Source organism: Streptomyces sp. NPDC042100, from assembly GCF_055582325.1.
Genome location: NZ_JBVJDK010000012.1, coordinates 241,520 through 253,604, shown reverse-complemented (window position 1 = coordinate 253,604; position 12,085 = coordinate 241,520). Strand labels below are relative to the sequence as shown.

Genomic DNA, 12,085 nt, shown 5'->3' with positions numbered 1-12,085 from the left:
CGGATGTTCAACCTGATGGAAGAGCTGTTCGCGCCGGGCCGCAAGCACACCGACGACGAGCGGCAGCGGCTCGCCCTGACCCGTGAGGACATGGGCGACGCCGATCCGCACAAGGGGCCGATAGACCTCACGTCGGGCAAGGTTGTGATGCGGCTCCCCGCGCCCGGGGCCACGCCGGAGCCGGGCGCCGACGCCGCGCCCGACACCGGCACCGGCACCGACGCCTAGGGCGCCGGTTCCAGCAGGCGGAGGCGGTGGGCCAGGGCGGCGGCCTCGCCTCGGCCGGCCACGCCCAGCTTCGCGAGGATGTTGGAGACGTGCACGCTCGCCGTCTTCGGCGAGATGAAGAGCTCCTCCGCGATCTGCCGGTTGGTCCGCCCCTCGGCGAGCCGCCGCAGCACGTCCTGCTCGCGCGGCGTCAGCCCGAAGGTCTCGGCGGCGGGCTCCTCAGGCTCCGGTGCCGCGCCCTCGGGGGCGCGCAGCGGGAGGCGGGCGCGGGCGGCGAGCAGCTCCACGTCCTCGCGCAGCGGGTGCGCTCCGAGGCGTACGGCGGTGGCGTGGGCCTCGCGCATCAGGGCGGCGGCCTCCTCGCGCCGCCCGCCCCCGGCGAGCAGCGCGTCGGCGAGCCGGTGCCGGGCGCGGGCCAGCTCGTGCGGGCGCTCCAGCGGCTCGAAGGCGGCGACGACCTCGGCCCAGCGCTCGGCGGTGTCCCGGGCCTCGGCGCGGGCCAGCTCGGCGGAGACCTGGAGGCCGTACGCCTGCCAGAGGGGCGCCGGGGCGGCCAGGGAGCGCACGGCGCGGCGCACGGCGTCCAGGGCGGCGGCGCGGCCCTCGGCGGCGGCCGGGAGCCCGTGGGCGTCGGCCTCGGCGGTGACGGCGGCGAGGACGAGCGGCCAGCCGTAGCGGTGGGTGCCGGCCGGGAAGCCGGAGGCGGCGAGCGCGGCGAGCTCCGCGCGGACGTCGGTGAGGCGGCCCTCCGCGGCGGCGATGGCGACGGTCAGGTGCGCCATGGGCAGCGTGTACTGCGGGATCGGGTCGCGGCTGCCGTAGCGGGCGGCGGCCTCGGCGAGCCGGGCGGCGGCCGCGGCGGGCTCGCCGCGTCCGACGGCGAGGTGGGCGAGCTGGAGCAGGGCGGTGCCGCCCGGCTTGGATCCGGCGGCGCCGGTGCCCAGCAGCAGCTCGCACTCCTCCTGGACGCGGTCCCAGTCGCCGAGCGAGAGCAGGGATTCGGCGAGGTTGGCGCGGATCCAGCCGGCGCTGTCGACCAGGCCGTGGGAGCGGGCCATGGCGATGCCCCGGGTGGCGACCTCGGCGGCCTCGCGGGAGCGGCCGAGGCCCTCCAGGGCGGAGGAGATGTTGACGGCGGCGCGGGATGCCTCGTGGAAGTGGCCGAGGGCCAGGGTGCGTTCGCCGACCTCGCGCATCTCGGCGAGGCCCGGTTCGGTGTCGCCGGCGGAGACCCTGATGGTGCCGAGGGTGAGCCGGGCGGCGAGCGCGGTGCCCTCGGCCTCGACCAGGCGGGCGTACTCCACGGCCCGTTCGGCGGCGGCCAGCGCGTCGGCGCCGGGCTTGCGGAGCATTCCCCAGCTCGCGGCGAAGGCGAGCACGACGGCGTGGACGGCGGACGGCGGCAGACCTCGGACGAGCTCCTGCGCGCGGGCGATCTCGTCCCAGCCGTCGCCCCGGGCGAGGTTGGACTGGAGGCGGGCCCGTTCGACCCAGAACCAGGCGGAGCGCAGCGGGTCGTCGTCCCCGGCGCCGTCGAGCAGCCGGTGGGCCATCTTGGCGATCTTCAGGGCGCGTTCGCGCTCGCCGCAAAGCCGGGCGGCGACGGCGGCCTCGGCGAGCAGGTCGAGATAGCTCAGCGGGGTCTCGGGGTCGCAGCCGCAGGAGGGGTAGGCCTCCGCGTAGTCCATGGGGCGCAGGGCGCGGCGGACCTCGGCGGGGGCGTCGTCCCAGAGTTCCATGGCGCGTTCGAGGAGCCGGAGCTGCTCGGCGTAGGCGTAGCGCTTGCGGGTCTCGACGGAGGCGCGCAGCACGGCGGGCAGGGCGCGGGCGGCGTCGTGGGCGTGGTACCAGTACGTGGCGAGCCGGTTGGCGCGGACGTCGGCGCGGACCAGGCCGGGTCCGGCCTCCAGGGCCTCGGCGTAGCGCCGGTTGAGCCGGGAGCGCTCGCCGGGCAGCAGGTCGTCGCTGACGGCCTCGCGGACGAGGGAGTGGCGGAAGCGGTAGCCGTCGCCGTCGGGCGCGGCGTGCAGGATGTTGGCGCCGACGGCGGCGCGCAGGGCCTCGATGAGCTCGTCCTCCGCGAGTCGGGCGACGGCGGCGAGCAGGTCGAACTCGACGGTGGAGCCGCCCTCGGCGACGACCCGGACGACGCGCTGGGCGTCGTCGGGGAGGGCCTCGACGCGGACGAGGAGGAGGTCGCGGAGGGATTCGCTGAGGGAGCCGAGGGCGGTGCCGCACCCGTGGGAGGCGATGAGCTCCTCGACGAAGAAGGCGTTGCCGTCGGAGCGTTCGAAGACCTCGTCGAGGAGGGCGGGGGCGGGTTCGGCGGCGAGGATGCCGGTGAGCTGGCGGTGCACCTCGGTGCGGGTGAAGCGGGCGAGTTCGATGCGCCGGACGGAGCGCAGCCGGTCCAGTTCGGCGAGGAGGGGGCGCAGCGGGTGGCGGCGGTGGATGTCGTCGGCGCGGTAGGTGGCGACGACCACGATCCGGCCCCGGTGCAGGGTGCGGAAGAGGTAGGCGAGCAGGTGCCGGGTGGAGGCGTCGGCCCAGTGCAGGTCCTCCAGGACGAGGACGACGGTGCGGTCGGCGGCGACGCGCTCCAGGAGCCGTACGGTCAGCTCGAAGAGGCGGGCGGTGGAGTCCTCGGCGGCCGGCTCGTGGTGGGTGAGGTCGCCGAACTCGGGGAGGAGCCGGGCCAGTTCGCCCTGGTGTCCGTCGGCGGCCGCGGCCAGCTCCTCGGGGAGGCGGCGGTGCAGGGCGCGCAGGGCGGTCGAGAAGGGTGCGAAGGGGAGTCCGTCGGCGCCGATCTCGACGCAGCCGCCGAGGGCGACGACCGCGCCCTGGGTGTGGGCGAGGGCGGTGAACTCCTCGATGAGGCGGGTCTTCCCGACACCCGCCTCACCGCCGACGAGCAGGGCCTGGGGCTCTCCCGCGGTCGCGCGGGAGAGCGCCTCGGTGAGGGCGGTCAGTTCGCCGGCCCGGCCGACGAACACGGGACTCACTGACTTGGTCTCCACGGCGCCGAGCATCGCACAGGCGTCCGCGTTCGCACCCATAAGGGGGTCACGCGGCCCGGGCGAAGCGGTGCTGGGCGGTGGCGCTCACCCGCCCCTCGGGATCCTGGCGGCGCGTCCAGCGGCGGCCCTTGCCGGCCCGGGCGGCCTCGTGGGCCAGGCGCTCGGCGGCGGCCTCACGGAGGAGCTCGGCGTGGCGGAGGGTGTGGAGTTCGTAGGTGAACATGGCGTGCTCCTCGGGCTCTCGCCGTACCGGTGTCGGCAGCGGCTTCGGTGTCGGCAGCGGCTCCGGTTCCGGTGGCGCTCCCTGCGATGCCTCTACTTTCGTCCGCCAGGGGGTGCGGCCACATCGGGCGAGTGCCGGATGTTCGGCGCCCGGGGGGCCTTAGGCGGCGGCGAGGGGGCCTTAGGGATGCCCTGAGGCCCCCTCAGGGTGCCCGAAGGGGGGCTTTTGCCGAGAAGATCGCCACTGGGTTAGGTTTGCCTAACTCGTGGCGTGCGAATTGCCCCGTTCACACCGTTGTGCCCGGCTGCCTCCGCCCGCGTCCCCCCCTCCCTGACGACAGGAGCCCTCCCCGTGCGTCCCCGTCCCCGCGCCCGTCTCCGCCTCCGCACCCGTCTCCGCGGCCCGCTCGTCGCCACCGCCGCCACCCTCGCCGCCGGGCTGTCGCTCGCCTCCTGCGGCGCCCCGGGCGGCGGCGAAGGCGCGTCCGGCGGGCGGACGACCACGGTCTCCACCAACAAGGGGGACGTCGAGGTCCCGGTGAAGCCGATACGCGTGGCGGTGCTCGACAACACGGCGTTCGCGACGGTCCGGGCCTTCGGCGTCGAGCCGGTCGCCGTCCCGAAGGGGCTGCTGCCGCGCCAGGGCTACCAGGACTGGAAGAAGAGCTCCGCCATCAAGGACGTCGGCGACCACAAGGAGCCGAGGCTGGAGGCGCTCAACGCCGCCAGGCCCGACCTGATCATCGGCGGCTACCGCTTCTCCAGCCACCACGACAAGCTCTCGAAGATCGCCACGACGATCGACATCGCCCCCTCCGACGAGAAGTACGTCGACGCCCTGCGCAAGCAGACCGCGACCCTGGGCCGCATCTTCGGCCAGGAGAAGAAGGCCGGGGAGCTCGTCGCGAAGCTCGACGCGGCCGAGGACGCCGCCGCGAAGGCCGTCCACGGGGAGCGGGTCTTCCTCGGCGTCACCAGCGCCGGACGGATCGACAACGGCGCGAGCCGCATCGGCCGCCTCCTCGAACGGCTCGACCTGCGGAACGTCCTGCCGGCCGAGGGCAAGGACAGCACCTCGGTGCACAACAACTCCGGACTCGCGCCCGAGACGATCGCCCAGCTCGACCCCGAGTGGATGATCCTGCTCGACCGGGACTCCGCCGTCGCCGAGGGCGGCGACAAGGGCACCCCGGCGCGCCGGCTGGTCGAGGGGCAGGAGGCCTGGGCCGACACCACGTTCCGGAAGAAGAACCAGGTCGTCTATCTGCCGTCCGACTTCTACCTCACCGAGGGGATCGAGGCGTACACCAAGGCCTTCGAGCAGCTGACGGCCGCCTTCACCGCCTCCCGCTAGTCCCGGAGGCCCCCATGCGCCGCCGTATCCCCGCCGCGCTCGCCGTGCTCCTCGTCCTGGCGCTGGTCTGCGCCTCGCTCATGGTCGGCGGCTACGACATCGACGTCCCCGCGCTCCTCACCGACCCGGCCGCCCGGAACATGTTCCTCATCTCCCGGGTCCCGCGCACCCTCGCCCTGGTCTTCGCGGCCGCCGCCATGGCCGTGTCCGGCCTGATCATGCAGATGCTCGTCCAGAACCGTTTCGTCGAGCCGACGACCACGGGGACCAGCGAATGGGCGGCCCTGGGCGTGCTGCTGCTCACGATCTGGGCGCCCGCCGCCCCGCCCCTGGTGAAGATGAGCGTCGCGAGCCTCTTCGCCCTCGCCGGGGCGATGGCCTTCCTGGCCGTGCTCGACCGGGTGGCGCTCAGGTCACAGGTCATCGTCCCCATCGTGGGCATCATGCTCGGTGCCGTCGTCGGCGCCGTCACGCTCTACGTCGCCGCCCGCACCGACCTGCTCCAGATGCTGGCGACCTGGCGCTCCGGAGGCTTCAGCTCCGTCGTCCGAGGCGGCTACGAACCGATCTGGGTGGTCGCCGGCATCGTCGCCGTGCTGTACGTGGCGGCCGACCGCTTCACCCTCGCCGGGCTCGGCCGCGACACGGCCACCGGCCTCGGACTGCCCTACCGGCGCACCCTGTTCACCGGGCTCGCCCTGGTCTCGCTGGCGACCGGCGTCACCGCCGTGGTGGTGGGCTTCCTCCCCTTCCTCGGGCTGATCGTGCCCAACATGGTCTCCCTCGTCCGGGGCGACGACGTCCGGAAGAACCTCTTCTGGGTGGTGCTCGGCAGCGTGGCGCTGCTGATCGTCTGCGATCTGATCGGCCGCCTGGTGATCTTCCCCATGGAGATCCCGGTCTCCGTGGTGCTCGGCGTCGTGGGAGCGGTGGTCTTCGTGGTGATGACCCTGCGACAGCACGGGAGGGCCCATGCCTGAGAAAAGCGCCTCGCCGACGAGCTCCGTCAGGCTCTGGACGGTCGCCGGGCTGGCCGCCGTCGCGATCGCCGCCTTCCTCCTCCTCTTCGTGGAGGGGGACCTGGCCTTCGCGATCGACCGGCGGCTGACCCTGCTCGGCGCGATGACGGTCGCCGCGTTCGCCCACGCGGTGGGCACCGTGGTCTTCCAGACCGTCACCGGGAACCGCATCCTCACCCCGTCGATCATGGGTTTCGACTCGGTCTACACCCTGACGCAGACCCTGATGGTCTTCGTCCTCGGCGGCAGCGCGCTCGCCGCGACCGACGGACTGCCCAAGCTGATCGCCCAGACCCTGCTGATGGTCGCCTTCACCACCCTGCTCTTCGGCAGGCTCTTCGGCCGGGGCGGCAACCTGCACGTGCTGCTCCTCGTGGGCGTGGTCCTCGGTCTCGCCTTCGGCAGCCTGTCGGTCTTCCTCCAGCGGATGCTCTCCACCGCCGACTTCGACGTGCTCTCCGCCCGGCTCTTCATGCGGCTCGGCAGCGTCGAGGCCACCCATCTGCCGCTGGCCGCCGCGGTCTGCCTGGTCGCCGGCGGCGTCGTCTGGACCCGCCGCCACCACCTGGACGCCCTGCTCCTCGGCCGGGACGCGGCCACCGGGCTGGGCGTCGCCCACCGCCGGGAGCTGGTGGCCATGCTGGCCCTGGTGTCGGTGCTGGTCGCGATGTCCACGGCGCTGGCGGGGCCGATGACCTTCTTCGGGTTCGTCGTGGCGATGCTCGCCTACCGGGTGGCGGGCACCCACCGGCACGCCGTCGTCCTGCCCATGGCCTTCCTGCTCGGCCTTCTCACCCTGGTGACCGGCCAGTTCATCATGGAACACGTCTTCTACGCGGCGGGGATGCTCACCGTGGTGATCGAGTTCCTCGGCGGCGCCGTCTTCCTCGTCCACCTGCTCCGGAAGGGCGCCCTGTGATCGAGTTCACCGACCTCAGCAAGACCTACGGGGACACCGTGGTCCTCGGCCCCCTCTCGGGGACCATCCCCAAGGGCGGGTTCACCTCGCTCATCGGCCCCAACGGCGCGGGGAAGTCGACCCTGCTCACCCTCATCGGCCGGCTCGCCGAGCCCACCACCGGTCGCGTGACGGTGGACGGCCTGGACGTGCACCGCGCCAGGACCCGCGACGTGGCCCGCGTGCTGTCCGTACTGCGGCAGGAGAACCACTTCACCGCCCGGGTGACCGTGCGGGAGCTCGTCGCCTTCGGCCGCTTCCCCCACTCGCGGGGCCGGCTGACCCCCGCCGACCAGGCGCACATCGACGACGCCTTGGACTTCCTCGACCTCGGCGACCTCGCGCACCGCTTCCTCGACCAGCTCTCCGGCGGCCAGCGGCAGCGCGCCTACGTCGCCATGGTGGTCGCCCAGGACACCGACTACGTCCTGCTCGACGAGCCGCTGAACAACCTCGACCTGAAGCACTCGGTCCGGATGATGTCCCAGCTGCGCCGGGCCGCGGACGAGCTGGGCAAGACCGTCGTCATGGTCGTGCACGACATCAACTTCGCCGCCGCCTACTCCGACCGCATCCTCGCGCTGCGCGACGGCCGCGTCGCCGCCGCCGGGACCGTGGCCGAGATGATGCGGGCCGAGGTGCTCAGCGAGGTCTACGACACCCCCGTGCGGGTCCACGACGTGGACGGGCGCCGGACGGCCGTCTACTACGCGTGACGTCTGAGGCGCACCGGACCCGGCCCTAGGGCCGCCGGGCCGGCGCCTCCGGCGTGGCCCGCTGTCCGGGGATCGCCGGGTGGTCGGCCGTGTCCGTCCCGGCCGCGCCCTCCCGCGCGTCCGCCGCCGCCCGGCACTCCGGGGGCTCGATGCTGATGCGGGGCAGCCGGCGGTCGAGCCAGCGGGGCAGCCACCAGTTGGCGCCGCCGAGCATGTGCATGAGGGCGGGGACGAGCAGGGTGCGCAGGACGAAGGCGTCGAGGGCGACGGCGGCGGCGAGGGCGATGCCGAACATCGCGATCACCCGGTCGCCGGTGAGGACGAAGGCGAGGAAGACGGAGATCATGATGACCGCCGCGGAGTTGATCACGCGGCCGGTCTCCGCGAGGCCGACCCGGACCGCCCGCCGGTTGTCGCCGGTCTCCAGCCACTCCTCGTACATCCGGCTGACCAGGAAGACCTGGTAGTCCATGGAGAGGCCGAAGAGCACCGAGACCATGATCACGGGCAGGAAGGGCTCGATCGGTCCGGCGCTGCCGAGGCCGAGGAGTTCGCTGCCCCAGCCCCACTGGAAGATCGCGACGACGACGCCGAAGGCGGAGGCGACGGCGGCGACGTTCATGGCGGCGGCCTTGAGCGGGATGCCGATGGAGCGGAAGGCGAGCAGCAGGAGCGCGCAGCCGAGGGCGATGACGACGCCGACGAAGAGCGGCAGCTTGCCGACGATGATCGCGGCGAAGTCGTCGTACGAGGCGGTGACGCCGCCGACGTGGACCTGGAGCGAGGTGCCCTCGGAGGCGGCCGGGAGGACGTCGTCGCGGAGCCGGTCGACGAGCTCGCTGGTGGCCCTCGACTGCGGCGAGGACTCGGGTACGACGGTGAGCACGGCGGTGTCGCCGGTGCCGTTGTAGGTGACCGGGGAGACCGAGGCGACGCCCTTGGTGTGGGCGAGGGCGGCGGGCAGCTCGTTCATGGCGACCTTGGCCTCGGCGCCGTCGAGCGAGGCGACGAGCGTCAGCGGCCCGTTGACGCCGGGCCCGAAGCCGTCGGCGAGCAGGTCGTAGGCCTGCCGGGTGGTCGCGGAGGCGGGGTTGTTGCCCTGGTCGGAGGTGCCGAGGTGGAGCGAGAGGGTCGGCAGCGCGAGGACGAGCATGACGACGGCGGCGATCCCGCCGAGCAGCTTGGGGTGCCGCTCGACGAAGGCGGACCAGCGGGCGGCGAAGCCGGTGGGCAGCTCGGGCTGGGGGCCGTGCTCGGCGAGCCGGCGGCGCTCCTTGCGGCTGAGCGCGCGCATCCCGATGAGGGAGAGCAGCGCGGGCAGCAGGGTGACGGAGGCGGCGACCGTGAGGACGACGGTGAGGGAGGCGGCGATGGCGACGCCGTTGAGGAAGCTCAGCCGCAGGATCAGCATCCCGAGCAGGGCGATGCAGACGGTGGCGCCCGCGAAGACGACGGCGCGGCCGGTGGTGGCGACGGCGATCCTGGCCGCCTCGGGCACGGGCAGGCCGCGTTTGAGGCCCTTGCGGTGCCGGGTGACGATGAAGAGCGCGTAGTCGATGCCGACGCCGAGGCCGATGAGCATCCCGAGCATCGGGGCGAAGTCGGCGACCGTCATGAGGTGCCCGAGGAGCACGATGCCGGAGTAGGCGATGCCGACGCTGACGAGGGCGGTCGCGATGGGCAGCAGGGAGGCGGCGAACGAGCCGAAGGCGACGAAGAGGACGAGGGCGGCGACGACGACGCCCACGGCTTCGGCGATGTGCCCGCCGGGGGCCTCGGTGAGGGCGACGGCGCTGCCGCCGAGGGCGACCCGGACGTCGTCGGTCGCGGCGGCGCGGGCGGTGTCCACCAGGGCCTCGGCCTGGCCGACCGGCATGTCGGCGGCCTGCGCGTCGAGGACGACGGTGGCGTAGGCGGTGCGCCCGTCCTCGCTGATCTGGCCCCGGTCGGGGCCGTACGGGGAGGTGACGGAGGCGATGCCGGGGAGGTGGGCGACCTTGTCGAGCATGGCGGTCATCCGCCGCTCGACGCCCTCGGCGCGGACGCTGCCCCGGTCGGTGTGCCAGACGATGGTGTCGGTGTCGCCGCCCGCGCCGTGGAAGCCCCGTTCGAGCAGGGCGGTGGCGCGGCCGGACTCGGTGCCGGGGACCTCGTAGTCGTTGGAGTACGCGGTGCCGGCGATCGCCGCGCCGGTCGCGGCGCCTCCGAGGGCGAGCAGCCAGATCAGGACGGCGACGAGGCGGTGCTTGATGCACCACCGTGCGATGGCTGCCAACGGACGCGCTCCCTGGGTGGATCGGTACTGGCCCCACTGTTACAGCCAAACGTGATCGTTTGTCCGTTTCGTGGCGATCCTCACAGAGGGTCCGGAGGGGGTCGGGACGGAGGTCCCGGCCCCCTTGGGACGGGCTACCCGGAGACGCTGGCACGCCCGTTCTCGATGTGGCCCATCAGCCGCCGCCGGAAGCCGTCGGGGCCGGTGACCTCGATGTCGTACCAGCCGTGGGCGTCGGCGGCGGAGTGCACGACGGTACGGCTCCGGCCGGCCTTCACGGTGACCGTGCGGGTCCAGCCCCGCAGGTCCCGCTCGTCGACGTAGCCGAGCGGGCGCACGGTGAAGGCGACGGCGGTCCGGGACTCGTTGCGGAGGGTGAGGTGGAGGTCGCGGTCGTGGTGGTCGACGCGCGAGGCGAGCTGGGCGCCCCCGGCCGCCGGGCCCTCGAACTCGCGGCGGAAGCCGTTGGGCCCGGTGACGGTGAAGCGGTAGCGGTCCCGGGTGAGGGGGACGGTCCACTCGGCGGTGCCCCGCACGTCCCGGTGCTGCGGGACGGCGAACTCGCCCGCGTACGGGTAGAGCGCGAGGTGCGCGCTCGACCGGCCGGTGTTGCGCAGCGCCAGCGTGACGGCGCCGTCGCCGACCGTGGCGGAGGCGTCCGGCTGGTAGGGCAGCGGGCGGGCCGGGCGGCAGCCGGGCTCCTGGACGGGCATGGTCTGCACGGCGGGCGGCTGGGGGCGCCAGCGGCCGGTGAAGGGCGGGATGGCGCCGGGGCGCTCGACGGGCGGCTGCCGCCGGGTGCGCTTGAAGTCGAAGGCGGAGGTGAGGTCGCCGGTGACGGCGCGGCGCCAGGGGGTGATGTTGGACTCGCGGACGCCGGTGAGGCGCTCCAGGAAGCGGATCACGGAGGTGTGGTCGAAGGTCTCGGAGCAGACGTAGCCGCCGACGGTCCACGGGGAGACGACGAGCAGCGGGACCCGGATGCCGAGGCCGGTGGGCTGGCCCTTGTAGCGCTCGGCGTCCCCGGCGGGGTCGTCGGCGGCGGGGACCGGCGGGGGCACGTGGTCGAAGAAGCCGTCGTTCTCGTCGTAGTTGATCAGCACGACGGTGTGCCGCCAGACGTCCGGGTGGGCGCCGAGGGCGTCGAGCACCTTGTAGACGAGGGAGGCGGAGGCGACCGGGGAGGAGGCGCCGGGGTGCTCGGAGTCCACGGCGGAGGGCACCAGGTAGGAGACCTCGGGGAGGGTCCCGGCGGCGACGTCGGCGCGGAAGGCGTCGGCGAGGGTGCCGGTCTCGACCCGGCGCAGCCCGCGCTCGAAGAGGGAGCGCTCGGCGGCGGTGAGCGTGGCGACGCCCCGCTCCAGGAGTCCGAGGAGCCTGGCCCGCTCGGCGAGGTCGTCCGTGCCGCGGACGGCTGCGTAGAAGGACTCCATGAAGGTGTGCCCGCCGGTGGGCGCGAGCGCCTTGCGGGCGATCTTCTTGAAGCTGGTGAAGAACTCGATGTTGTTGTCGGTGAAGTTCTCCCACTCGGTGTACGTCTTCCAGCTCCGCCCGGCGGCTTCGAGCCGCTCGGCGTAGGTGGACCAGCCGTAGCCGGGGTGGGTGCCCTCCGCGTAGGCGGCGTTGCTGACGGCACGGCTGCCGTCGGCCTCGAATCCGGTCCAGCCGGACCACAGATGGTTGCGGTTGGGGCTGGTGGAGGAGTGGATGGAGGAGTGGTAGGCGTCGCAGATGGTGAAGGTGTCGGCGAGCTCGTAGTGCAGCGGGATGTCCCGCCGGTCGTAGTACGCCATGGTGGCGGCGGTCTTGGCGGTGACCCAGCCGTCCATCCAGCCGCCCCGCCAGGCCTTCGCGCCGCCGCTCCAGGAGTGGTCGAGGTCGCCTATGTACTGGAGGTCCTTCTGCTGCGTCTCGGCGGCGCCGCGCACCGGGAAGGGCAGCACGGTCCGTCCGGCGGCGGGCTGCTCGAAGACCGGCTTTCCGCTGGGCAGTTCGATGGCGTTGCGGTCGCCGAAGCCCCGGACGCCGCGCAGGGTGCCGAAGTAGTGGTCGAAGGACCGGTTCTCCTGCATGAGGATCACCACGTGCTTCACCGCCGAGAGCCCCCCGGCGGCCGGCTCGGCGGCCATCGCCGCCTGGAGCGACGGCGGCAGCAGCGATCCGGCGGCGGCGACCCCGAGGGCGCCGCCGCCCAGCGCGAACAGCCTCCTGCGGGACAGCTCAGGGTTCATCTCCGTGGACAAGACCGACCTCCAGTAGCGGACCTGACAGCCAATGGTTCGCCTTCGAGCCATTG

The 12,085-nt window shown here is 73.6% G+C and carries 9 protein-coding genes; 5 read left to right on the top strand and 4 right to left on the bottom strand.

Translation table 11 applies throughout. From position 1 onward, the window contains the following. Positions 1-3: 3 nt before the first annotated feature. Positions 4-228: a DUF6191 domain-containing protein gene (locus ACZ6J5_RS26725; protein WP_469395634.1), complete on the top strand. Its 225-nt coding sequence runs from the start codon at positions 4-6 to the stop codon at positions 226-228. Here ACZ6J5_RS26725 and ACZ6J5_RS26720 read toward each other — a convergent pair. Continuing rightward, on the bottom strand, positions 225-3,284 hold the full coding sequence (locus ACZ6J5_RS26720; protein ID WP_469395632.1) for a helix-turn-helix transcriptional regulator: 3,060 nt from the start codon (positions 3,282-3,284) through the stop codon (positions 225-227). The two genes, ACZ6J5_RS26725 and ACZ6J5_RS26720, sit on opposite strands and share 4 nt — an antisense overlap. 7 nt (positions 3,285-3,291) lie before the next feature. Further along, complete coding sequence (locus tag ACZ6J5_RS26715) at positions 3,292-3,468, bottom strand: hypothetical protein (protein WP_469395630.1); 177 nt, start codon at positions 3,466-3,468, stop codon at positions 3,292-3,294. A 351-nt stretch (positions 3,469-3,819) separates the two neighbouring features. On the opposite strand from ACZ6J5_RS26715, the gene ACZ6J5_RS26710 reads away from it, so the two are divergent. The 4 genes from ACZ6J5_RS26710 to ACZ6J5_RS26695 are packed head-to-tail and all read left to right on the top strand — an operon-like array spanning position 3,820 to position 7,514. After that, positions 3,820-4,821, top strand: a complete 1,002-nt coding sequence (locus ACZ6J5_RS26710) for an ABC transporter substrate-binding protein (protein WP_469395628.1) — start codon at positions 3,820-3,822, stop codon at positions 4,819-4,821. A 14-nt stretch (positions 4,822-4,835) separates the two neighbouring features. Continuing rightward, positions 4,836-5,801 (top strand): ABC transporter permease, encoded by a 966-nt coding sequence (locus ACZ6J5_RS26705; protein ID WP_469395627.1) that lies wholly within the window; start codon positions 4,836-4,838, stop codon positions 5,799-5,801. Next, the gene (locus ACZ6J5_RS26700) at positions 5,794-6,759 is read left to right on the top strand and encodes an iron chelate uptake ABC transporter family permease subunit (protein ID WP_469395625.1); all 966 of its coding nucleotides are present in this window, start codon (positions 5,794-5,796) and stop codon (positions 6,757-6,759) included. The genes ACZ6J5_RS26705 and ACZ6J5_RS26700 overlap by 8 nt, the downstream gene beginning before the upstream one ends. After that, positions 6,756-7,514 (top strand): iron ABC transporter ATP-binding protein, encoded by a 759-nt coding sequence (locus tag ACZ6J5_RS26695; RefSeq protein WP_469395623.1) that lies wholly within the window; start codon positions 6,756-6,758, stop codon positions 7,512-7,514. The genes ACZ6J5_RS26700 and ACZ6J5_RS26695 overlap by 4 nt, the downstream gene beginning before the upstream one ends. A 25-nt stretch (positions 7,515-7,539) precedes the next feature. On the opposite strand, the gene ACZ6J5_RS26690 is transcribed toward ACZ6J5_RS26695, so the two are convergent. Continuing rightward, entirely contained in the window at positions 7,540-9,789 is a 2,250-nt protein-coding gene (locus ACZ6J5_RS26690; RefSeq protein WP_469395621.1) for an MMPL family transporter, read from the bottom strand. 134 nt (positions 9,790-9,923) lie between these two features. After that, positions 9,924-12,020: a phosphocholine-specific phospholipase C gene (locus ACZ6J5_RS26685; protein ID WP_469395710.1), complete on the bottom strand. Its 2,097-nt coding sequence runs from the start codon at positions 12,018-12,020 to the stop codon at positions 9,924-9,926. Positions 12,021-12,085 lie beyond the last annotated feature (65 nt).

Excerpts from the sequence above, each read along its gene's own strand:
- ACZ6J5_RS26725 (WP_469395634.1), top strand. The coding sequence starts at position 4 with ATGTTCAACCTGATGGAAGAGCTGTTCGCGCCGGGCCGCAAGCACACC.
- ACZ6J5_RS26720 (WP_469395632.1), bottom strand. The coding sequence starts at position 3,284 with ATGGGTGCGAACGCGGACGCCTGTGCGATGCTCGGCGCCGTGGAGACC.
- ACZ6J5_RS26715 (WP_469395630.1), bottom strand. The coding sequence starts at position 3,468 with ATGTTCACCTACGAACTCCACACCCTCCGCCACGCCGAGCTCCTCCGT.
- ACZ6J5_RS26705 (WP_469395627.1), top strand. The coding sequence starts at position 4,836 with ATGCGCCGCCGTATCCCCGCCGCGCTCGCCGTGCTCCTCGTCCTGGCG.
- ACZ6J5_RS26700 (WP_469395625.1), top strand. The coding sequence starts at position 5,794 with ATGCCTGAGAAAAGCGCCTCGCCGACGAGCTCCGTCAGGCTCTGGACG.
- ACZ6J5_RS26685 (WP_469395710.1), bottom strand. The coding sequence starts at position 12,020 with ATGAACCCTGAGCTGTCCCGCAGGAGGCTGTTCGCGCTGGGCGGCGGC.